Raw genomic sequence first — 21,916 nt, 5'->3', positions numbered from 1 at the left:
AAAAGAAAAAGGACCAAATAGGTCCAAAGGAATCTTCTTTAAATAAATAGTCGTTATTATACAAAGTTTTATTTTGATAGTTAAAATCCTTAATAAAAAACAAAAATAATATTAAAATTTATTTGGTCTTCACAAATTCTTAAAGGGATAAGATATCGCCAATTACTAAATAAGTATAGATAATGTATCTTTCAGCTTCATCTAGTGTCACTTCTGCATGAGTCCCTTTATTAGCAGCTTTATGAACACCATCTAGCCTTTCACCTATAAAATTCAAATTAGAGCCCACAATCGCCGAAAATTTTTCACTTGTTGATTTACTATCAATATATTGAATTAAACGGTTTATATATTGGTCTTCACCTATTTTTCTGGTTTTACCCCCTGCTAACTGAATAGGTTCGTCTGAAGGTGGATAGAGAGAATCAGCAACATCTTTAATGATTCTCCTACACGTATGTACAGCATTGGCCCAATCTTCATCATTATTTGATTTAAGATTTTCATAAACTGAAATAAATTTTTGTATTGCTTCAGGGCAAATATCCTTTAAAGTTGTGTCAACAGACTTACGTTTACGTGTAAATATATCTTCAGTTATATCTCCGAATTTTAGCTCGTAATTTACGTTAAAAACAAATTCATATAATTTGGATTTTACCGTTTCAATTTTTTCAGTATTGTCGCGGATTATATTTGCTATTGCATTGCGCTCATTAGCGTTTCCTGGAGGTATTGGTGGCAAAAGGGTTGATTGGGAAGAGATAGAAACGTTTCTATCATAAGCTACTCCCATTCTTGCTTTAGCTGCGTCTACTGCTGCCTCCATAACTGCGATTGTTTGAGTGAAGGCACGCTCTACTCTTTCTGGTTTTTCGGGGTCACCTTTAGGGTCGTCTATAAAGTAACGGCGTCCTGATTTTCCTGCAGCACTCCAAGCCGCGCTGGCAATATACCCCTCTTCAGTTTTCTCAAACCCGTTTGCCTCTTGTTTAAGCCATTCCATAGAATCGAGATCATTAATTAATCTAGCTAGCCTTAAACATTTTAATACAATATGTTGCGTAGGTATTTCACTTAGTTCAAAGTTGCGTAAAATTTCCTCAGATAAATCTAGTGCTTCTTTATTTCTATCTTTACCCATTTTCACCCTACCTTTACAAATTTATATATAAGTATTTTAACATAACGAGTCTACTTATCTGAAATAAAATTCTCATTTTATGATATGTTCAAAGGCGGAGCCTTTGCCATGCGTTCAAGCGAAGCTTGATCGCAGTAAGTATTTCAATCTAGTTGAGTAGTTAAAGACCCAAACCAGACACTATATATATGACAGTGTTCTGTTTGAGTCTTTGGACATTTTTAGAAAAAGTTTTTGAATGGTCATTTACGTTTTTGTTCATTCGGATATAAATACAAAGTAATAAAAATTAATTATATCGGAGTGATAGAAAATGAACGAAAGAAAATTCCTATCTTTCTTTTTAAAAGACAAAGAAATTGAAAACAACACTCTTATTGTTTCCCCAACTGGTTCAGGTAAAACACATTTCATTTTTAACGACCTAATTAAGAAAGGTCCATACTTATACCTTTGCGACAATGAAAATCTTAAAACAGTAATTGAAGAAAAAGAACGGACTTTTAGCAATAGAAAAGAGCTCATTGGCTTTGATGTTTTTTCTGTTGAAGTTATGTGCTACAAAGAATTCGGACGAAAAGTTCGATACAACAACGATATTGTAAATCAATATGAAACGATTATGTGCGATGAAATTCATAATCTTATTGACTATCAAACTTTCAATGATGATGTTGAACTATCTCATGCAATTAAAGAATTGTTCAAAGAATACAGTAAAACTAAAATTGTTTATTTTACCGCCACCCCTCATTACCTTAAAATGTTAGAAAAAGAAAATCCTGAATTGACCAAAATTCTTTCTATTATTGATTTTTCTGAGAGCAAAGAAATTTGTAGGTATATCAATAAACGAGAAGCTTATATCAATCATCTATCTCAAGTTCAATTTCAATTAGATGAATACAAGCAGTCATTTGAATATACTGGATTAAAGTGCCTAATCTTCACTAGAGAAATATCAGCTATGAAAAAACTTGAGGAAATGTGCAAAAGCAGAGATTTGAAACCTATTTGCATCTGGAGCAGAAACAACCAAGTGATAGAAATGAATTTGGAACAGTTAAGAGTGAGAGATTATCTTCTTAAGAATGGCAGCTTACCAGAACCATATAATGTTCTAATCATCAATCGAGCGTTAGAAACAGGAATCAACATTACAGATAAAAACATGAACTTAGCAATTGTAAATACAACGAATTTAACTCAACAAATTCAAGTAAGAGGACGAATTCGACATGACATTGATTTGCTAGTTGTTCGGACAAGGGAACAAAAACTTCCATCGGTAAAGATTAGCCTAGATGAGAAGCACCTAGACGTCGAGTTAACTAAAGACCAAATGAAAGAAATAATTGTTAATTTGAATTTGAAAGATATTCGTTCGAAATACGTAACAGTAGCAAAGCTTCGACAAATCTTATCGAATAACGGATATCAAGTACGAACCGTTAGGAAAACCGAAAACTACGTAAAAACTACGTACTATATTATTTCAAAATAAGTAATCGAATAAAAATTTCAAATCTATTAAAATATCTTGCTTCTCGTATATATTAATAATGAGTATAGATTCTCGTACAGAATCCTTTACTTATATATATTATTTATACAGACGTTATTAAAAAACAGTTGTTGTATCTGTATACGTCTGAGAGGGTGCTCGGAAAAGTATACCTCACTTCTTTCGTTTTAATAGTTTCGTCGATGTAGTTAATTTCTTTTGTAATGGCATTAAAAGAAGTTCGTTCTTCAAATTTTTCGAAAAGTGTTTGAGATAAAAAGTCCTCCGGCTCACTTTACTTATTATACTTTTCAACTTAGTAGAGATGACTTAATCAGTCGTCTCTTCTTTTTTTATCATGCTGATTCATTCAGCACCAATATTAAATCAGATAAGTCATGCCATTTATGGTATGTCTTTTTTTATTTTGTCTTTAACTGCTTACAGAAACAGATTTTATAACAAATCAAATAATGAGAGGAAAGATACAATGGCTTTAAAAAATCCATTTAGATGGGGAAAAGGAAATGCAGACAACGGAAAAGATTATTTTTCTAGTCACTTCTTCTCTTCTAAACCACAAGCAGAAATAGATGAAAAACAAGCACTATCAATTCCTGCTGTTAAAGCATCAGTTGATTTAATTAGTAATTCGATTTCTCAGCTTCCAATTTATCTTTATACAGAAAACGAAGTAGATGGAAGTATTGAAAAGATAAAGAATGATCAGCGAACTAACTTATTTAATCATTCAGCAAACAAATATGATACAGCTCAAACGTTGAAACGTCAGCTTGTTCAAGATTACCTCTTACGAGGTAAAGCTTACATCTATAAAAGAGAAGATAACCAATTAGCTTTACTTCCTGCAAAGAATGTACTGGAAGAAATTTATACGGAAGATTACATTTCTGTAGCTAAGAAAGAGTACATCTATCACGGAATGCAGACTATTACATTAGATGAATCTCAAGTAATCGTTATTGATTCCGGTACAAATGGAATCTTGTATGACAACGGTGAATTGCTACAAGTCGCTCTTGGTCAATTGGATTATCAAAATTCGTTATTACAAAACGGAGCGTTGCCGCTTGGCATTTTAAAATCAGCAAGTCGTTTAACTCAACCTGCCATTGATCGCTTGAGAGTAAGCTGGAAAGGTTTGTACACAGGCCCTAAAAAAGCTGGAAGAACTGTAATTTTAGAAGAAGGTCTTGAATATTCTCCAGTCTCACTTAGACCTGATGAAATGCAAATGACAGAAGGTAATAAACAAATGATTTCTGAAATTGCACGTATTTTCAATTTACCAGAAAGCATGATTAATAGTTCAGCTAATAAGTATAACAGTTTAGAACAGAACAGCTTAACGTTCTTACAATCAACGTTATCGCCAATCATTACAGCTATCGAATCATCGTTAGATAAACAACTTCTTTCTGATACAGAGAAACAGCTTGGATTCTATTTCAGATTTGATACAAGCGAATTATTACGTACAACTGAAGAAGAAAAAGTAAAAGTGATTGAAGCGGCTTTCAAAGGCGGCTTTTTGTCGTTTAATGAAGCTCGTCACAAATTAGATTTTAAAACTGTAGAAAAAGACTACTACTCACTTTCGATTGGACAAGTCTTGAAATATGAAGATGGCAGCCTAATCAATTTAAACACGTTAGGTCAGCAAAATAGTAATGGGGTGAAGCAACAAAATGGAAATGAAGATGGAGTTAAGAAGCAACCAAACATCACTGAACTCTGATGGAGATTTAGTTGTTAAAGGTTACGTGAATAAGCCGGGCCAACTTTCTCAAGTTCTTTCTAGTGGCGTTAAAAAATTCCGAGAGAAAGTTGCACCTGGTGCGTTCTCTAAAGCGATTGAAAATCGAACAAAAGATATTGATTTTCTAGGTGAACACGACAACAAACAAGTGTTGGCTTCCACGAAAAATGAATCATTAACGCTTCTTGAGGACGGTGATGGTTTATACATGGAAGCTCGTATTTCACCAACAACTTATGGACGTGATTACTATCAATTAATCAAAGATGGATTAATTCAATCTATGAGTTTTGGATTTAGAAGCTTACGCGATTCTTGGGAACATGTAAACGGTATGGCTATCCGTACGGTTCATGAACTTGAACTTTATGAAGTTTCAGCAGTAAAAGAACCTGCATATACACAAAGTGCAATTGCGGCACGTGGTATCAATCTAATTGAAGAAATAGAAGTACCAGATGAAAATACAAAACATTCAAAGAAAGAGGAAAAAGATATGATTAAAATGACAAATGAAAAAGAAAATCGTGGAATGAAGGAATTTGAAGATATTATGCGTGGAAATGTAGAGAAACGTAATCTTCAAATGACAACAAATGGATCTAGCTTAATCCCTCAAAACGTTGCTAATGAAATCGTTAAGAAGATGGTTGAGGTTTCACCTATCTTTGCTAAGGCTAAAAAATTAAGTCCTGAAGCTGGTTCAATCAAAGTTTCTCGTGAAGATGACAAAGTTGTAGCGGCATTCTTAGGTGAAGGTGATAGCATTCTTGAATCAGCATTACAATTCAAATTTGTAGAACTGAAACAAAAACGTGTAGGTGCAGCAGTTTCTTTATCTAAACAATTTATTAATGATGCAGGAATTGATATTGCAGATTATACAAAAGATTTACTTGCAAGACGTACAGCAAAAGCAGTTGAAAAGAGTATGCTAGTAGGGGTAGGAGAAAACGAATTCCAAGGTGTTATCAATGATGCTGATATTATTACTGTTTCTAATGCGACTGCCGGTAATGTTACAATGGATGACCTTTTATCTTTATACCTTTCAATCAATCCAGAATTCTTGTCTGATTCAATGTTCATCATTCAACGTAAATTCTTTAACAAGATTGCAAAATTAAAAGATGGTTTTGGTCATTACTATTTCCAACATGCAGTTGTGAATGGAAAGATTCAGTACAGATTATTTGATGTAGAAGTTCATATTACAGAAGCTCTTCCAGATGATACACCTGTGATATTTGGCAATATTACAGAAGCGGTATCAATGCTAATTAAGAAAGAGCAAGGTATTATGGAAATCACTCAAGATACTACTCAAGCTTTACGAGGCTCAGCTTTATATGTATATGATTTCTTCGCTGATTCAGCTGTAACAAATCCTCAAGCAGTTGCAAAGCTTAAAGTATCTTAATTGTAATTTTGATTGCGAAAAACTTCACAAGGAGGGCCTTTTATAGGCTCTCTTTTTATACTCCTATATCACATGAAAGAAGGTCGTGAAAATGACAACAGAATTAAAAGATATCGAAAGAATTAAATCGGTGCTTAAAGAAGATGATTATCGTTTTCTTGTAGCAAAGATAGCCATATTTCATTTGAAAGAACAAACTAAGAATAAGACAGATTTATATACTAAAGTGAATAGCGTCTTATTATCTCAGGGGCTAGCTCCAATAAGTTTTGGCTTTATTCGTAATAACATCTGATAAGCGTATATGATATTGGCATTAGATAGTGGTTAGATGTATGTATATCTATATGAGGTATAAGTAGATGTAATCATTATGGAAGTATATGATAGTAAGCGCTATATAAAAAGCATATGAGACGTAAGCATATCTGCCGATATAATGTATAAGTTCATATAATATATAGCAGTATATAAGGCAGTATAATAAGCGTATATATATGCAGATATATATGCTGTTATATTAGCAGATATATTAGCGATTATATCGTAATGATTAGTGATATGTATTAAGCATATACAATCGTATGGTATAACGTATGTGTATGATGTATGTAGATCATAAGGATAGATGATGATACAACAATCATAATGAATGATGATGCAATCACACATCAATGTAATAGGTGAATGATAGAGTGAATGATGTAGATGATGTAGATGATGTAGTGAATGATGTGATGAATGAAGTGAATGATGATGTAGTCATGACAGCAGTCGAACAGTCAGTCAGTCGAAGGTAGATGATGATGGATGATGATGAAGTAGTTGTAGATGATGAAGCAGTGAAGCAACAAGTGAATGAGGTGAGGGAACAGGGATGAAGTAGTAGAGTGTAAGTAGTTGTAGAATGAATTAAAAGTTTTATAAAATGAAAGAGATTAGTAGGGCGAGGTAGTCGGGCTTCATCCTCGTAGGGTACCGCCTCTTGTTTTCAGAAAAAAACGAATACGCCCCTTAATAACGAGGTGAGGTGAGTTTACACTTCCGGTACCAAAACCCCAAAAACCCGTGAACCCTTCAAAGTACAAATGACCTCGAAAGCTCACGGGAATGTTTTATTTCTCATATTCTGTTGCGATTAGTTACTGAGTTCCGAGAGTTTATATATATATCTATTTATAATTATATACCGAACGGGGTATTTCGTACACATGTTTTAGGGATTTTTTGAAAGAGTTTTAAGGTACCAATTGACCTAAACTCCGTTGAAATAAAAAAGGGCTTATTCTATACGAATATCCCCTAGAATTATTTTTATTCTTTATCCTTCTTTTCGTCTTCTTCCGACGATGGAGTGTCACGCCATTCAAGTGTGACTTTATCTCCGACTGCCATGCCTGGATAAGATCTTATGTGAACTGTAACACCTTCGCCAAATTCCTCCCGATTGCTCGGCTCATCTAAACTTGAGATTTCTGGAAGGGCTAATTCTTCTTTTGAATAATTTTGCTTCTTATCAGACATATTTATTTTCTCCCTCTTAGTTCAATTTTAATAACCTCACCGATATTATTTCTTTTTTATGAAAGCTTATACCTTCATTATTATTTAGTAGAAGTTAAGTTTTCAGCATTAAAGAAAACGCCCAAACTCCGTTGAAATAAAATAAAGCCGATTTTCAAAATAATAAGGTCTAATAAAAACTAAATCACATATTGAATTAGAAAGAAATGTAATAATTCAATAAGTTAGTATATAATAATAGATATGGAAAAATGTAGAATAATAAATGATTTTGTAGGTGAGTTGTCGTGGTTAACTATGAATTATCCCTATTTAAAAAAAATACAGATGCTATTGGAACCAACAGAGGTTTTCTTTATCAGTATTTAAAAACTTTGAATACATGGATAAGGAATTATATAGCAGGAAATAACGTAGAGATTTATTGTGAAACTGAAGACGATATCAAAGAATTAGATATAATAAACTCAATCGTAAGATTTACACAAGTTAAGTGCTATTCTACTTCTTTTAGTTTAAAAAGTGAGGATATAAAAAAATCAATATTTAACTTTTTTATTTTGTATTCAGAGTATAGCTGTAAGTATTCAGGCGAATTCCAATTTATTACAAATAGTAAAGTGTCTAGAGAAAGCGAGCTTTTAGATAAATGGGCAGTAAGTGATGGCGATCTAGATAAAGAGCTATTGGAGAAGTTAATTTTAGAAAGTAGGAAAATTATAGAGGAGTTTATTACAAAAGAAAAAGATGCTCAAATCAAGAAATTTGATGAAATGATATTAACGAGAAATAATAAAATAATAAGTGATGACCCGAACAGTGAAAAAATCCAAAGGTCAATCAAAGAATTAGAAGATAAAAAGGAGAATATAATAAAACAGTATGAAATAGCAATGAAATATGTTCAAGATGACGCTAAATTGAAAGATTTTATATCTAAAATTAAATGGGAATTTGATGATATTTCAGCAGAAGAATCTATAGAAGTATTAAAAACAGAAAATATTGAGCTTATCTCTAAAATAAAAGAAATCGAGTGTGTTTCTAAGACTATGGAAGCAAGGTTGCTTTCAGAAGTATTTCATAAGTCATCAGAAAGTCTGGTAGAAAAGAGAGTATTAACAAATAACTTGTTTGCAGAAATTATTAGAGAGTCAGAGGATGAAATTTTTCAGAAGGCAGATGGTGTACTAGTACAAATTTATTATCGTTTTGATAGTCTGGAAGATAAAATGAATAATATATTAGAGAGTTTAAAGGACAAAGAAAATGAGAAGATGGTTAGCAAGAAGCAAGAAATTGATAAGATAAATCTGAAGTTTTTTGAAGAAGATGAAATAGAAAGGGTTAAAGTGAGGGGAGAAGAGGAAAGGGAAAAACAAAGTAACTTAGAAAGAAAAATTTCTAATATTGGATTAGGTCTGGATACTGAATTTCTCATAGATATTGCAACTACTAATAGATGCTCATACTTACTTTACCTTGAAGAGCTAAAATTGAACGGCAGAACAAATGAATATCAGGTAATAAAGGAGCTTGAGAGAAAAGTAAGGAGTCATTGTTTTAATCAATTTAGGAAGAAGCAGGCAAAGGTAGATTTCAATCCTCATGAGTTTTGGTTAGATTTGCAGGAAGAATTAACCAGGGAATCTAGAGGGTTTGAAAAAAGTAAACAGATTGAAATTGATAATGAGATTGTATTTGCTCAAATGTACCAAATTGCCGCTGAATGTCCGCTCAAATGGCATAAGGAGTAATTTTATGGAAAAGAAAAGTAGTGTGTTTTTTAATATATTAATGAATAATAGAGTTAACATGGATATGGTCCCTTTGGATCAACAAATTAACTATATAAAGCCGGATGATGATTATGATTTTCATACGTATAGAATTTTACTTTTAATTAGAATATGTGGTAATGAAAAGACTATTGTTTCTAATTATCCTGTTTTATATGGCAGAAGAAAGTTTGCTTTTTACGATTTCTTAATTAGATATCCCTTTTATTTAGAAAAGGTGTTGGAAAAGAAAAATAAAACCAATTTAAATAAAATGTTAGAATTAAAGGCATATGAAAAATATGAAGCTTTTTCTCCAATGATTCATTATTTACGAGGACCTTGGGATAATAGGTACGATGAAATATTTAACTATATGCTCAGTAAAAGGTTAATCGAATTAGAATTATCTAAGGTTACGAGTTCGGGAAAACCTCAATTTTGTATAAGTTTAACTAGTTTAGGATTGGAAATCGCTGATAAAATTCAACAAAAAGAACCTTTGTGGACTAATAGAATGAATATAATTAATAATATATTTCCTAAGAATACAACTAATGAAGCTATAGATAAGTTTATATTTAGTAATTTTCCAGAACTAATCTTAGGGGGGGGAAATGATGTATATTGAGGCTATAAAAATAGATATTTTGACGGAGTCACATCGGAAATATGGTAGGTTTGTTTCATTTTTAAAAGAAGATGGAACAAAAAGAGAAATTAATTTAATTTATGGTGAGAATAACCTTGGGAAAAGTACATTAATTAAATCAATCATATACGCTTTAGGCGGGGAAGATTTATATGGGAAATCGTCTTGGAATGATACTAATTTTCCGCCTATCATGAAGCAAATTAATGGTGAAGAGGTAATTCAAAATACAATTTTTCTTCAATTAATCAATCATGAAAACAAAAGAGTTACAATCGCAAGAAATGCGTTAGAAAGAAATTCTCCAATTACTATATATCACAATATAGGTATAGAAAATATCGATGTGGCAGAAGAAATAGAGTATTTGAAAATAAAAAAGGATGCTTATATAGACGGGAACAAAACATTTCAAGAATTCTTATTCCAGTATTTTGATCTGCCAGAAGTACAATATGATGGGACAAAAGTCTATTTTCAAAATTTGATGCCATTATTTATTATCCCTCAAACTTCATGGAATGATATCCAAGCAGTGAATCCTTACTATGGTGTTCCAGAACTTAAACAAAAGGTATTTGAAATATTAATGAATTTTAGTACTGTGAAAAATTTAGGCGAGAAGATAAAGCTCAAGATTAAAAGGGAAGAACTGAAGGGAAAACGTCGATCATTACAGGATATAGAGGATATATTATCTGTTTTTAAATTAAAATCTTTAGCGGCTAACGAACAAGAAACAAAAGAATTGAATAATAAGCTGGAACAATATCAATTGCAATTATCTAATATAGAAGAGAGTAAAATAGAAGTGAATGATAATGTTAAGCCTTTAAGGGAAAAATTCAGAAGGCTAAACAATATCACTAGAAGACAAGAAGAGCAGCTACATATTCTGGAGAAAGAAATAGAAGAATATAGCTATTATATCAATAAGATAAATTTAGATATTGATAAAATAGATAAGTTAAGTACTGCAAAAAAAATGATTTCTATTTTGCCTATTCAAAAGTGTCCCCATTGTTTAAGTAATATTACAATTGATGAAAAGTACGAACTTGAAAATAATAATTGCTCATTATGCGGACATGATTTTATGATAAATAATCATCCGAAAAGCAAACAGTTATTTGGATATTTGTTAGATGAAAAAAAGGATTTTGAAAACATAAAGAAGTTGAAAGTAAGGGAAAGAGAAGAAATTGAGAGTAAATTATTTTTGCTTAATTTAGATGTTAAAGAAATACAAGAAACCCTAGATGAACTAGATACAAGGCTAAAACCTGACTATTTAAAAGAGTATCATTTTTTATCAAGAGAAATAGGCAGATTAAATAATGAAATCAGTAATTTAACTCGAGAAAAAGCGATAATTTCAAAATATGAATTGGCACTACAAGAAATTGATAACCTTGACGAAGAAGTTCAGGGGCTCGTAAAAAGTGTGAATAAGAAAGAAGAACAAAAAGATGATGATGATAAACTTAAGTTTTTTACAAAAGCATTTAAAGAGTTGCTAAAGAAGCTTGAGTTTATAAAAGACGGGTTTGATGGTGAAAAACTAAAAGAAGCTACAAATAAGATATTTCAACAAATAACAATCGATAAAAATGATTATAGGCCAAAAATCGACGGGAAAAATTTGTTCTATATTACTTCAAGCAGTGGTCTTATACGAATTATTATTAGTTATTATTTGGCATTTCTAGAGACAGCGCTTGAAAAAGATACAAATCATCCTAAAATTCTTATTTTTGATGAACCTCGACAACAGAATTTGGATAAAGGCACTTTTAATGCGTTTACTACAATCTTAAAGTTACTTGCAAAGGAGCACAAAGGAGAGATTCAAATTATTTTTACATCCGGTAATACAGGATTATTAGAAGAAAATCATACTGTTCTTGATTTGGGGGAAGATACTTTCTTGATTCAAGAGATTAATGATTAAGTTTTATGTAATGAAATCTAAAAGAAATTAAATAATAATTGATTATGAGAAAGCTTCCCTTTAGGGAGGCTTTTTTATTTTTTTTAGTTTTTGATTTACACTTTTCATTCTCTCGATAGAAAAACGATAGGGACAAAGAACACAGACAAAACGTCTCGCATATCATATCGGCAGAGGTGAGAGGCATCATGAATTTTAAATACAAAGAAATTGGAAAGTTTGATGCTCGTAAAGCAGCAAAAGCCCTCCTTGAATTGGCACAAGAAATAAAACTGGAAGACGAAAAAGAACGTAAAAGTGAAGATAAAAATGACAATGAGAAAGCAAGTTAAACCCGTACATATTCAGTGTGTACGGGTTTTTCTTTCTGATTTATAATTATATAAAGGAGTGATACACATGAAGGTGAACGAATATTCCGTTGATTTAGAAGATGTAAAGAAGATGTTGGAACTTTACTCAAAATTAAAGGATACGGATATCTTCAAGGAGTTTTATGAAGAAGAACTTGAGCCAATAAAAATAGAAAGATTACAAATATGAAAGTTTTAGATGGAGTTTACGTATACGAAGTAAATAATCACGATGGATTTTATGTTGAACAAACTTTGCAGCATGTTACAGAGCAGGAAATGAAAAAGGGCGACACAGAGTGGATTGAATTAAATTATAACTTTACTTTTGGTGATCTCGTGCAAGTAACTGGATATGATAAAGATGTTTTTCGTATTGTTGGTTTTCGTACAGAAGTATGGAGATATAAAAATGATGCATGGGAAGATACTATATATGAATTGTCACGAATTACTGATGGTGAATGGTTAGAAGCTGATGAATCAGATTTAACATTACTTGCCAATGCACAAACGGCAAATGCAATTTTGAAGAAAATGAAACAAGATAAAGCTGGTATGAATAAATTGGATTTAGGAAAATTGAAGTCGATTAACAATTCGAAAAAAGTAAGTGTAAAGACGAATCGCCAAGAAATTATTGATGGGTTATTAGATATTTATAATGATTATCATTTATTATTCGATACATTTAAAGATGAAGAATATAAAATTGTTATGGATGTTGTTCAAAATTATTTAGTTAAATTGACAGAGAAAAAATAGTTAACTAGAAAGAGAGAATAAATTGAACAACAACATATGCAGTATAAGGTATGCCTACAATTATTAAAAAAATAAAAAGCCATTTAATAAGAGAGTCTGCCCATTGATCTTCATGCATGAACTCTTCTTTTGTTTGCCCTACTTCTTGATCTACTTCATATTGGTATTCCATTATTATTTCCCCCTTTGGATAGCTTGTACTAACATCGTATGCCCTTTACCTACATGATATGACTTATAAAAAAAGAAAAACTATTTTTCTAATCTCATATACATAATTTTGAGATTTTTTCATAAAACAGAAATAAAGGAGTGATGCTCATGAAGGAAATTGAAGTCGTAATTGACACGGAAGAGATTGCGGAGTTTTTTTATGAGCGACTAATTGAAAGAGGGTACGTTCCAAAAAGAGAAGAAATTGAGGACCTGGCAGATATTACATTTGAGTATTTATTAGAGAAATGCATGATTGATGAAGTTTTTGATGAAGAGGAAGATTGAAAGTAACGGCGGGCTTAACTCGTCGTTTTTTACTCTTTACAAACTTGTCACAAATATAGACAAGAATTGTTGGTATAATTAAAAGAAAATTTTATACAAGAGGTGAAGGGATGTTCAAAAAAATTATTGATTCTTTATTAGGAAAGAAAAAACATCGTTCGTATTCAAGTAGTGATTATCGTCATAGAGGGCGCTCATATTCAAGTAGCGATAATAAACGACGTTCATCTGGTTATGGGCATCAGCATTATAAAAGAAAACGTAAAAGCCGTAGTTTCTTTTCAAGTAGCTGATGAAATGGCGTCGTATACTAGCTTTATTTGATAGACCACTGCGAAAAAATACAATCGTTGCAGAGCGTTATAAGATTGAATCAGTAATTGGAATGGGCAGTTATGGGGTTACATATATCGTTAATGATTTGCAAATAAATAAATATAAAGTCTTAAAACAATTAAGGCAAAGTAAACAAAGATATGAGTCTGGTAGAAAATCATTTGAGCAAGAGAAAGTGATTTTACAAACATTAAATCATGCGTCAATTCCTAACCTACATGATCATTTCATATGGGAGAAAAAGAACTTTTTGGTGATGGAGTATATGCCGGGGGAAAATTTCGAAGATTGTATTTTCTTAGATGGCCAAGTATATGATGAACGTGAAGTTTTTGGAATTTTATATGAAGTACTAGGAATTGTTTCGTATTTTCATAGTAAAGGTATCATTCACCGAGATTTACGTATTCCAAACATATTAATGAAAGAAAATCAGATTAGTATTATTGATTTTGGATTGGCTAAATTGAAAGGTGAGGGTGATGAGCGTGCTATAACTTATGAAGGTGAACAAGCTTTGATGCGAGAAGTTCACTTTCGTAGCGATTTTTATGCGCTCGGTCATTTCGTATTATTTTTATTGTATGCTAGTTATGAATCGACTGAAAAAAAGGAAAAACCTTGGTATGAAGAGTTAGCGCTGGAAGAATATAATCGCGACATGCTAATGCGAATGTTACAAATGAAAGCGCCCTACTATGAAAATGTACAAGATTTGAAAAAAGATGTAGCTTACGCTTTAGAAAGGATGGAGACTTCATGTTTCAAAAGTTTTTAGCAAGCGTTGGTATTGGTAGTGCAAAAGTAGATACTGTTCTTGAAAAAGATGAGTATATAGTTGGAGAAGAGATAGTAGGGAAGGTTCATATAACTGGAGGTTCAATTAACCAAGAAATTGAAAGCATTTACTTAACATTGTCGACGTCATATGTAAGAGAAGTGGATGATAAAAAAGTAATGGCAACGTATGATTTGGAGCGAGTTCGTTTAACAGATCCATTTTCTGTAGAGCCAAATGAAAAAGTGGAAATTCCATTTTCGTTTTTAATGCCAATTGAAGTACCACTAACACTTGGAATGAAAACGGTTTGGGTTCATACAGGCCTTGATATTAAACGTAGTATTGATCCAAGTGACCGTGATTATATTCAAGTGTTGCCGAATGCGCTATTGAACAGTGTATTAAATAGTGTAAATCAATTAGGTTTTAAAGCGCGTCATGTAGAATGCGAAGAATTACCGTATCGATTACGTAAGCAAGTTCCATTCGCGCAAGAATTTGAGTTTATTCCAGTTTCCGGAGAGTATTATGGGAAATTAGATGAATTAGAATTATTAATTTTGCCAAGTGCCCACGACCGATTAGAAATTATTATGGAAGTAGATAGAAAATCACGTGGATTGGCTGGTTTATTCGCAGAGGCGCTTGATCTTGATGAGAAGGTTATTCGCTTTACAGTAACAAACGAAGATATTCCAACGATGCAGCAAAAAATTAACAATAATATTTTTTAATAAACTATGCATAAAAAAGAAATGGGGAGGAAAACTAAAACAACCGCTCCATTTTTTTGCATAGTGAGGTTATGTATGTGAAACGATACCGACATTTATACTTGTTAAGTTGTACACTACTCATTTGTTTTGTCGCACTATCACTTTCGTATCATACCGCTTGTATTGAAAAATTTGATAATGTAGTCGCACACTTTATTCAAAGTTTCCGAAACGAGTATTTGACAACCTATTTTACTTGGGTGTCCTTTATCGGTTCAAAAAGAATATATTTCCCGTTACTCATTATACTTGTAATGTATTTTCTTCTTAGAAAAAAAATATTAAGTGCATTACTTCTAACAATTAATTATTACGGATCACGTTATTTGAACAGTATGCTCAAACTATGGTATGAACGAGCACGACCTGATGTGACGCAGCTTGTTACAGCAACTGGATATAGCTTTCCGAGCGGTCATACGATGAATGCTACTGCTTTTTTAGGATTTATTGCATACGTCACAATTACAGAAGATCGTATTTCATTGCATAAAAAGTTGCTGATTATTTTTATAGCAAGCTTCGTTGTATTATCTATTTCAGTTAGCCGAATTTATCTTGGCGTGCACTATCCATCTGACATATTAGCCGGATGGGCAGCGGGAGGTAGCTGGCTCGTTTTATGTGTTATATTTCATAAGGCGTTCATTAAAAAAGAACCTATGTCATAATAGGTTCTTTTTGCATGGGCTCCACATGAATATGAGCATGGTAAATTCCGAATTTCTTTCGAAGCATATCTTCAATATTGTCAGTAATACAATGGCTTTCTCTAACATCTATTCGAGCATCTACTTCAATTGTAATATCTACATACGTTTGATTCCCATACATACGAGCACGAATATCTACAATATGTTCTACACCTGAAATATGCCCGATAGCATCAGCGTATTCATCCATTTTTTCAGGATCAATTCCATCTGTTAGCATATGAGAAGCTTCTACGAAAATTTCCCACGCGGTCTTACAAATAATAAGACCGACAAGTAAAGCAGCAATAGGGTCCAAAATAGGCATTTGGAACTGTGCTCCGACTATACCTACTACTGTACCAATACTTACAAGAGCATCTGATAAATTATCTTTTGCAGCAGCCTCTAATGATTTACTTTTTGTTCGCATTGCAATCTTTTTCGTATACTTGTATACACCGTACATAACGACAGCAGAAAATAAAGCCACCCAAGCAGCAAGTACATTAGGTGCTGCTTGTTTCGGATTGAAAAACGATTGAATTGCACTAATAACAACTTCTAATCCGACCGTTGCCATAATAAAGGAAGCAACAAGTGATGCGATTTGTTCTGCACGCGAATGCCCATATGGATGATCTGGGTCACGAGGCTTACGAGAAATTTTCAGGCCAATTAATATTGCTAAAGAAGCACCAATATCCGTTAAGTTATTCAAACCGTCAGCACGTAATGCGCTAGAGAGGGTAATATAACTGATGATGATTTTCATAGAGGATAAAAATATGTAGGCTATAATGCTGACAATAGCACCTTTATCAGCTTCTTTATGAGAAAGAGAATCCATTTTAATCACTCGCCTTTCTACAAGGAATTTCTTTCTATACATAGAGTATCAAACGAAACTCGTGTGGGTCTATACAAACATTGTTGACGTTTTATAGCTTTTTAAGAAGGGGATAACAAAGTTTCGTTAAGGAAAAATATGTTGAAAAGTACAAAGTAGAAATTTATCCCGCTATTTGAGGGCAGTAAGACCCCCACCTCAAAATTCAGTTGGAGCAAAGAAGTTAGGTGGGAGTCGGGCTGCCCGTAAACGCCCGATTGGTGAAGGCTAATAATCAGTGGGGGATGAACAAAACTCCCACTGATTAAAGTTTCACTTTATTAAACAAGTAATGATGATTATGGCAAATGGAAAGAGGGCGAGAATAACGATTCTCAAAAATTTTTTCATATATATTTTTCGCAAAATGACTCTTTGTAATTCCTCGTGTGAGTAATATATAAGAAATGATAACAAAATTCTTCAATAAGAAGAGGAGAAAGCATTATAATATTCACTTTCCAGAAAGAGACAAAGATAAAGAACAATTTGAAAACGAAAAAACCTCTGATGATTTTTCAGAGGTTTTTCGTTTCTTAGTATGCTTCTAAAAACTCAGTAACTTGCTCTTCCGTTTTTGCATTTGCACTATGTAAGTGACCTAACTTTTCGCCATTTTGATATACAAGTAGGCTTGGAATACCCATTACTTGATACTCTTCAGCAATACTTGGGAACTCATCTTTATTAATAGAATACCATTCAAATTTATTGAACTCTTCCATTACATCTCCGATAAAGTTGTCCATACGCACGCAATCTGGGCACCATGTAGTAAAGAACTTAACAACTACTGGCTCCTCGCTTGCGATGATGTCTTTGAATTCTTGTTCAGCTTTGATTTCTTTCATGTTTGTTTCTCCTTTTTCACTTATAATATTTGGGGTTATTTAGGCGGTGTTTTTGCCTAGAAACGAAAACTTCTAACAAAAGTTTTTCTTTCCGAATAATTCGTTTGCAAATCGATCCACCGCAGTTTCCTGAAGGCCTGGTACAATATGTGAGTAGGTGTCCAAGGTGATACCTACTTTTTTATGTCCTAATCGTTCACTCACAATCTTCGGATGTATACCTTGCTTTAACATAATCCTCAGATCATGGAACCGAATATCGGGAACCTCACTTTTCTTTATAAGCTTTTTCCAGAGCTGTGTCAAACTTCTGAAACGGCAGACCAAATCGTAGTCATTATAGCTTTCATCATATCGCTCTTTTTCCTCAGAGATTTTTTGCAGATGGTCATTTAGTGCCATTAAAGTAATGGCAGGTAAAATCAGCAATCTCTTTCCATTGTAGACCTAAGATTTCACCTTTACGCATTCCACATGTAATAGCAAGAAGATAAGCGATATAATAACGGTTTTCTTTTGCATGTTCTAAAAAACGAAGATCTTCTTCATCGGTTAAAAAACCAGGGGGGTAACGCTGATTTAGTGGAGAGAGCTCATTATATCACTCTTTCGGAGGAGGTGAGTTAGGATGCGGAAATGGTTAAAGAAACTATTTTCGAAAAAACGCCCACCCTGCATTGTTTGTGAGGAACAAGAAGGTGAGCTTCAATTAAATGAAACTGATAGGATTTGTGAAAATTGTGCCCAAATTATGCATGGAAAAGGTATTGAAAGAGATGGATAGTACCCTTTACACCTTATTCCATATATAAAAAAGCTGGTTAGCTTCTGATTCAAGCGCTATTAAATGATCATTATTAATAGAGTTATTCGTATACATTCTGTTCTTTTGGATGTTAAGAACCGTATAATTCACATCGTTATGTTCATCTGAAAATGTTGATTCATTTAATAATGTCAGTGTTGAGTTGATGTTGTATTTATCAATTCGCTCTTTTTTTCCTTTGAAATATAGTTTGATAAGATGCGGCTCATCATTAATGAGCAAACCGAGTTCAGGTGATGAGCGGACGATTAAATTATCTGATATCCAATGTGATTTTCCTGGATCGAACCAAGAGACGTCGTTGTTTTTAATAAATTTTTTGTACTGCTTTATGACATCGATATAGTTTTGCTTTTTCTTTTGATCAACCGTTTGCACTAATGTTTCGAAACATTCAAAAGGTAGTTCATTTTGATGAAATTTAATAACAGTGTCTCGTAATTGTTTCCAGTAATCAAAAGCTGGTTGGTATTCAGGTTGAGATTTTAGATTTTTTACAAAGTTTGTTTTAGCTGCACTACTTTTCAGTGTGAAGTCTAAAAATTGTGTAAGTCCTACTTTAATTTCTGCCATGTTACACCCCCTTTCCAAACATTACTAATTCGATAATGGAAAGGGAAATCCTGCATTTTTTAAGAAGGTGAGCTAGATGCTAGAAAACCAGATGTCCATGCACAATGGCTATGGTAAAGCTGATCCACAGGAGCAAGAAGGTATCATGACAAAGTCTATCGATGCCGAAAAGTTACAAGATGCCATAAGTCGATTCCAAGCGTACGGGATTTAAAGGTACAACGCAGAAATGCAATCCTGCAGCATCCTGAATACCCGTGGATGCTTGCAAATGTAGACCGATTGATTGTCGGTGAAAAGATGGGCCTTGAATGCGAAAAATCGCTGGGATATTTCGGGAAAGAGTGAGGGTCAAAAGAAGGAAGGTGAACAAAACGCTATTTGAATAAAAGCTAGTGGATTAGTTTTTAACACTCACTGAAATTAAGAATCATAACATACTTTGTAATAACTTATATGGAAGTGAGTTGAATAATAATGTTTTATTCATATTTTGATACCCGAGATAGAATGCGTCCGTATGGTACGGCGGGTATTACGTATAGCGGAGCACAAACTACAATTCAAGCTGTTCAACAAGCGTTACAAGCACAGCAGCAAATGCAACAAATACAGCAAGGCATACAACCGTACTATCCATCTATGGAGTATTATTACCCAATGCATCATATTACACCATACGGAATTTCTGTTTCAACAATTCCATATGGAACTGTATACAATTTATAAAAATATGCGGGGGAATAAATTTAAGTATTTATATAAGGGCGCAAGTACAGAGCGTCCTTATAAGAAATGATTCGTATCTAGGGAACAATTATAAAATTTTAGATATTGGAATGAGAATGTTACAACCTCATGAGTTATATGCAACGCAAGGATTCTTAAGTGGGGGGATATTATTTTTCCAAAATGAAAGGTGACGATAAGAATGATGAGAGAGGAATTTGGCAAAAATTATTGCCAAGCGTTTATAAATTTTGGATGCTTTCCTAAAATGGCAAAGAGTAACTCTTACCTTATTTCTTGTCCATAGAATACACAAAACTCTTACGTTTGTACAGGTCAATAATTCACAAAAATAATATTTGAATATAATGTTTAGTAATAATTCTAGAGGATAGAAAAATATTTGGCACAGGGTATATTGTTGATTTTAAAGGGAATACAAGAGATTGTTATCACTTCATCTGTAATAAAAGAATATTGAAATAACAAAATATGAAATATTACATATTTCACTGAACAATATAATCTATTTAATAATAATAAAATCGCATGAAGGAGTTTTTTTCTGAAAATCCGAGTTGATGAAACTAGATAATTTGTATTACTGATTTAACTGGAATATTATATGAGTGCTTTGTTTGTATATGCTTTCTCTTTGCTTTTCCTTATGGTGGAGCATTTTTATTTTTTGTAATAGCAACAACTTGTCCAAACTTTTCAAGTTTAGCATACATAGTATGCGGTAATAGAGTAGAAAGGAGCACTATATATGTCCTGTTATTACTACTGTAAGAATTGTGAGAGTTACCAAAAGAAAAATCATGATTGCTGTAAAAAAAGAAGTGATTATTATAATAAGTGCGGTAAAAGATGTGATGACTGTTCTTGCGATCATAAGGAGAATAACCTTGTAAGAGCATCTGCTTTTAGAGCTGTAAATACAGTTAATCAAAACCTTCCAGCTAATACTTTTGTTAAAGTATTATTTCAAAATGAACAATTTGATTTAGCGAACGAATATAACCCAGCAACATCAGATTTTACTCCGAAGACTAGAGGAGTTTATTCCGTAATTGGGACGATTGGTTTCTTTCCGAACGATACAAATTTAAATTATAGAGCGCGTGTAGAAGTTCGAGTGAATGGAAATGCGGCAATTGCTATAGATAACGACTTTTTTGGTCCAATAAATTTCGGTAATGTCGTAAGTGTTTCAACAATACTTCAATTACATGCAGGTGATATTGTCGAGATTTTTGCACAAAGTAGTATAGATGGGGTTATTAGTAGTACAGAAGACGGTTCTCATTTTGAGGCTGCAAGATTCCCATCTCCAATTGTATAAATATTAAAAAGGAAAAAATTTTATTAACTCTGCTTTTCGGTGGAGTTTTTTAATTTCATAATAGCAATAGCTCGTCCAAACTTTTTAAATTTATTTTGCATAGTATACAACAATAGATTTAGAAAGGGGATATAAATATGTCTTATTATTATTGTAAGCATTGCAATGGCTATAAAAAGACAAAGCATACTTGTTGTAAGAAGAGTACAGATTATTACGATAAGTGTTGTGATAATGAGAAAGATAAACTTGTAAGGGCATCTGCTTTTAGAGCGGTTAGTACAGTAGATCAAAATGTCACTGCAAATACTTTTGTTAAAGTATTATTCCAAAATGAACAGTTTGATTTAGCGGATGAATATAATCCAGTAACGTCAGATTTTATTCCGAAGACTAGAGGGGTTTATTCTATTATTGGTACAATCAGCTTTGCACCTAATGATAGTAATACGAATTATAGAGCGCGTGTAGAAATTCGGGTAAATGATAATCCAGCTATAGCGATAGATAATGACTTTTTTGGTCCACCCAATTTTGCAAATGTCGTAGCTGTTTCAACAATACTTCAATTACATGCAGGAGATGTAGTTGAAATTTTTGCTGAGAGTGATGTAGATGGACTGATTATACAAAATGATCCAGGATTTATTAGTACGCATTTTGAAGCTGCAAGATTTCTATCTCCAATAAAATAAAAGACATGTTTGTGATTTATGGACTATTTTTTTAAAAAAGGCTCTACCTTA

At 32.7% G+C, this 21,916-nt stretch carries 27 protein-coding genes and 1 pseudogene; 21 read left to right on the top strand and 7 right to left on the bottom strand.

Translation table 11 applies throughout. The features are described 5' to 3' along the window. Positions 1 to 139: 139 nt before the first annotated feature. Complete coding sequence (locus AC1DKZ_RS18435; RefSeq protein ID WP_476996807.1) at positions 140 to 1,144, bottom strand: AbiTii domain-containing protein; 1,005 nt, start codon at positions 1,142 to 1,144, stop codon at positions 140 to 142. Between the two features lie 313 nt (positions 1,145 to 1,457). Between AC1DKZ_RS18435 and AC1DKZ_RS18430 the strand changes: the two genes are divergently transcribed. From AC1DKZ_RS18430 to AC1DKZ_RS18415, 4 genes are all read left to right on the top strand, one after another. Continuing rightward, positions 1,458 to 2,648 (top strand): DEAD/DEAH box helicase family protein, encoded by a 1,191-nt coding sequence (locus AC1DKZ_RS18430; protein WP_476996806.1) that lies wholly within the window; start codon positions 1,458 to 1,460, stop codon positions 2,646 to 2,648. 490 nt (positions 2,649 to 3,138) lie between these two features. Beyond that, positions 3,139 to 4,407, top strand: coding sequence for a phage portal protein (locus AC1DKZ_RS18425; protein ID WP_476996805.1), 1,269 nt, complete (start codon positions 3,139 to 3,141; stop codon positions 4,405 to 4,407). After that, on the top strand, positions 4,358 to 5,848 hold the full coding sequence (locus tag AC1DKZ_RS18420) for a phage major capsid protein (protein ID WP_476996804.1): 1,491 nt from the start codon (positions 4,358 to 4,360) through the stop codon (positions 5,846 to 5,848). The genes AC1DKZ_RS18425 and AC1DKZ_RS18420 overlap by 50 nt, the downstream gene beginning before the upstream one ends. A gap of 91 nt (positions 5,849 to 5,939) precedes the next feature. After that, positions 5,940 to 6,143 (top strand): hypothetical protein, encoded by a 204-nt coding sequence (locus tag AC1DKZ_RS18415; RefSeq protein WP_476996803.1) that lies wholly within the window; start codon positions 5,940 to 5,942, stop codon positions 6,141 to 6,143. 1,019 nt (positions 6,144 to 7,162) lie between these two features. On the opposite strand, the gene AC1DKZ_RS18410 is transcribed toward AC1DKZ_RS18415, so the two are convergent. Then, a complete protein-coding gene (locus AC1DKZ_RS18410) occupies positions 7,163 to 7,372 on the bottom strand; it encodes a hypothetical protein (protein ID WP_476996802.1) in 210 nt (69 codons plus the stop codon). Between the two features lie 287 nt (positions 7,373 to 7,659). Here AC1DKZ_RS18410 and AC1DKZ_RS18405 point away from each other — a divergent pair, with 287 nt between their 5' ends. From AC1DKZ_RS18405 to AC1DKZ_RS18380, 6 genes are all read left to right on the top strand, one after another. After that, positions 7,660 to 9,129: a dsDNA nuclease domain-containing protein gene (locus AC1DKZ_RS18405; RefSeq protein ID WP_476996801.1), complete on the top strand. Its 1,470-nt coding sequence runs from the start codon at positions 7,660 to 7,662 to the stop codon at positions 9,127 to 9,129. A gap of 4 nt (positions 9,130 to 9,133) precedes the next feature. Further along, positions 9,134 to 9,781, top strand: a complete 648-nt coding sequence (locus AC1DKZ_RS18400) for a hypothetical protein (protein ID WP_476996800.1) — start codon at positions 9,134 to 9,136, stop codon at positions 9,779 to 9,781. Beyond that, positions 9,768 to 11,753: a hypothetical protein gene (locus tag AC1DKZ_RS18395; protein WP_476996799.1), complete on the top strand. Its 1,986-nt coding sequence runs from the start codon at positions 9,768 to 9,770 to the stop codon at positions 11,751 to 11,753. The genes AC1DKZ_RS18400 and AC1DKZ_RS18395 overlap by 14 nt, the downstream gene beginning before the upstream one ends. A 188-nt stretch (positions 11,754 to 11,941) precedes the next feature. Then, positions 11,942 to 12,085, top strand: coding sequence for a hypothetical protein (locus AC1DKZ_RS18390; RefSeq protein WP_002031747.1), 144 nt, complete (start codon positions 11,942 to 11,944; stop codon positions 12,083 to 12,085). A 67-nt stretch (positions 12,086 to 12,152) separates the two neighbouring features. After that, positions 12,153 to 12,296, top strand: coding sequence for a hypothetical protein (locus AC1DKZ_RS18385; protein ID WP_176523134.1), 144 nt, complete (start codon positions 12,153 to 12,155; stop codon positions 12,294 to 12,296). Next, complete coding sequence (locus AC1DKZ_RS18380) at positions 12,293 to 12,871, top strand: hypothetical protein (protein WP_002031745.1); 579 nt, start codon at positions 12,293 to 12,295, stop codon at positions 12,869 to 12,871. The genes AC1DKZ_RS18385 and AC1DKZ_RS18380 overlap by 4 nt, the downstream gene beginning before the upstream one ends. A 4-nt stretch (positions 12,872 to 12,875) precedes the next feature. Here the strand turns inward: AC1DKZ_RS18380 and AC1DKZ_RS18375 are convergent, their stop codons facing one another. Further along, positions 12,876 to 13,043 carry a DUF3930 family protein gene (locus AC1DKZ_RS18375; protein WP_000456534.1) on the bottom strand — a complete coding sequence of 56 codons (168 nt, stop codon included), beginning with the start codon at positions 13,041 to 13,043 and terminating at the stop codon, positions 12,876 to 12,878. 149 nt (positions 13,044 to 13,192) lie between these two features. On the opposite strand from AC1DKZ_RS18375, the gene AC1DKZ_RS18370 reads away from it, so the two are divergent. The 5 genes from AC1DKZ_RS18370 (at position 13,193) to AC1DKZ_RS18350 (ending at position 15,936) form a co-directional block, all read left to right on the top strand. Continuing rightward, the gene (locus AC1DKZ_RS18370) at positions 13,193 to 13,372 is read left to right on the top strand and encodes a YozD family protein (protein ID WP_002012644.1); all 180 of its coding nucleotides are present in this window, start codon (positions 13,193 to 13,195) and stop codon (positions 13,370 to 13,372) included. Positions 13,373 to 13,482: 110 nt separating this feature from the next. Next, positions 13,483 to 13,665, top strand: coding sequence for a hypothetical protein (locus tag AC1DKZ_RS18365; protein WP_002141661.1), 183 nt, complete (start codon positions 13,483 to 13,485; stop codon positions 13,663 to 13,665). Continuing rightward, positions 13,665 to 14,486, top strand: coding sequence for a serine/threonine protein kinase (locus AC1DKZ_RS18360; RefSeq protein WP_242308425.1), 822 nt, complete (start codon positions 13,665 to 13,667; stop codon positions 14,484 to 14,486). Before AC1DKZ_RS18365 ends, AC1DKZ_RS18360 begins: the two co-directional genes overlap by 1 nt. After that, positions 14,468 to 15,223: a sporulation protein gene (locus AC1DKZ_RS18355; protein ID WP_476996798.1), complete on the top strand. Its 756-nt coding sequence runs from the start codon at positions 14,468 to 14,470 to the stop codon at positions 15,221 to 15,223. The genes AC1DKZ_RS18360 and AC1DKZ_RS18355 overlap by 19 nt, the downstream gene beginning before the upstream one ends. Before the next feature lie 77 nt (positions 15,224 to 15,300). Then, positions 15,301 to 15,936, top strand: a complete 636-nt coding sequence (locus tag AC1DKZ_RS18350; protein WP_016094107.1) for a phosphatase PAP2 family protein — start codon at positions 15,301 to 15,303, stop codon at positions 15,934 to 15,936. Here the strand turns inward: AC1DKZ_RS18350 and AC1DKZ_RS18345 are convergent. The 3 genes from AC1DKZ_RS18345 to AC1DKZ_RS18335 all read right to left on the bottom strand — a co-directional run bounded on the left by AC1DKZ_RS18345 (position 15,926) and on the right by AC1DKZ_RS18335 (position 18,126). Continuing rightward, entirely contained in the window at positions 15,926 to 16,807 is an 882-nt protein-coding gene (locus AC1DKZ_RS18345) for a cation diffusion facilitator family transporter (RefSeq protein WP_219302189.1), read from the bottom strand. The genes AC1DKZ_RS18350 and AC1DKZ_RS18345 overlap by 11 nt on opposite strands. 575 nt (positions 16,808 to 17,382) lie before the next feature. Then, positions 17,383 to 17,697: a thioredoxin family protein gene (locus AC1DKZ_RS18340; RefSeq protein ID WP_002012639.1), complete on the bottom strand. Its 315-nt coding sequence runs from the start codon at positions 17,695 to 17,697 to the stop codon at positions 17,383 to 17,385. A gap of 72 nt (positions 17,698 to 17,769) precedes the next feature. Beyond that, on the bottom strand, positions 17,770 to 18,126 hold the full coding sequence (locus AC1DKZ_RS18335) for a site-specific integrase (RefSeq protein ID WP_476996797.1): 357 nt from the start codon (positions 18,124 to 18,126) through the stop codon (positions 17,770 to 17,772). A gap of 199 nt (positions 18,127 to 18,325) precedes the next feature. Here AC1DKZ_RS18335 and AC1DKZ_RS18330 point away from each other — a divergent pair, with 199 nt between their 5' ends. Further along, positions 18,326 to 18,481 (top strand): hypothetical protein, encoded by a 156-nt coding sequence (locus AC1DKZ_RS18330; protein WP_427280048.1) that lies wholly within the window; start codon positions 18,326 to 18,328, stop codon positions 18,479 to 18,481. Positions 18,482 to 18,487: 6 nt separating this feature from the next. Here AC1DKZ_RS18330 and AC1DKZ_RS18325 read toward each other — a convergent pair whose 3' ends face one another. Beyond that, entirely contained in the window at positions 18,488 to 19,096 is a 609-nt protein-coding gene (locus tag AC1DKZ_RS18325; RefSeq protein ID WP_219302191.1) for a hypothetical protein, read from the bottom strand. Positions 19,097 to 19,172: 76 nt separating this feature from the next. On the opposite strand from AC1DKZ_RS18325, the gene AC1DKZ_RS18320 reads away from it, so the two are divergent. The 5 genes and pseudogenes from AC1DKZ_RS18320 (at position 19,173) to AC1DKZ_RS18300 (ending at position 21,865) form a co-directional block, all read left to right on the top strand. Continuing rightward, entirely contained in the window at positions 19,173 to 19,310 is a 138-nt protein-coding gene (locus tag AC1DKZ_RS18320; RefSeq protein WP_242247394.1) for a hypothetical protein, read from the top strand. Next, a pseudogene (locus AC1DKZ_RS18315) lies at positions 19,307 to 19,441 on the top strand (YqaJ viral recombinase family protein); the annotation flags it as partial. The gene AC1DKZ_RS18320 and the pseudogene AC1DKZ_RS18315, both read left to right, overlap by 4 nt. Before the next feature lie 132 nt (positions 19,442 to 19,573). Next, positions 19,574 to 19,825, top strand: coding sequence for a DUF3947 family protein (locus AC1DKZ_RS18310; protein WP_002127261.1), 252 nt, complete (start codon positions 19,574 to 19,576; stop codon positions 19,823 to 19,825). 769 nt (positions 19,826 to 20,594) lie between these two features. Then, complete coding sequence (locus tag AC1DKZ_RS18305; protein WP_002012631.1) at positions 20,595 to 21,170, top strand: C1q-like domain-containing protein; 576 nt, start codon at positions 20,595 to 20,597, stop codon at positions 21,168 to 21,170. 137 nt (positions 21,171 to 21,307) lie between these two features. Further along, positions 21,308 to 21,865, top strand: coding sequence for an ABC transporter permease (locus tag AC1DKZ_RS18300; protein ID WP_476996796.1), 558 nt, complete (start codon positions 21,308 to 21,310; stop codon positions 21,863 to 21,865). The last annotated feature ends 51 nt before the right edge of the window (positions 21,866 to 21,916 follow it).

The sequence above is a fragment of the Bacillus sp. 05T21 genome, assembly GCF_056396785.1.
The sequence above is the reverse complement of the archived record's forward strand: the minus strand, read 5'-3'. Positions and strand labels throughout refer to the sequence as shown.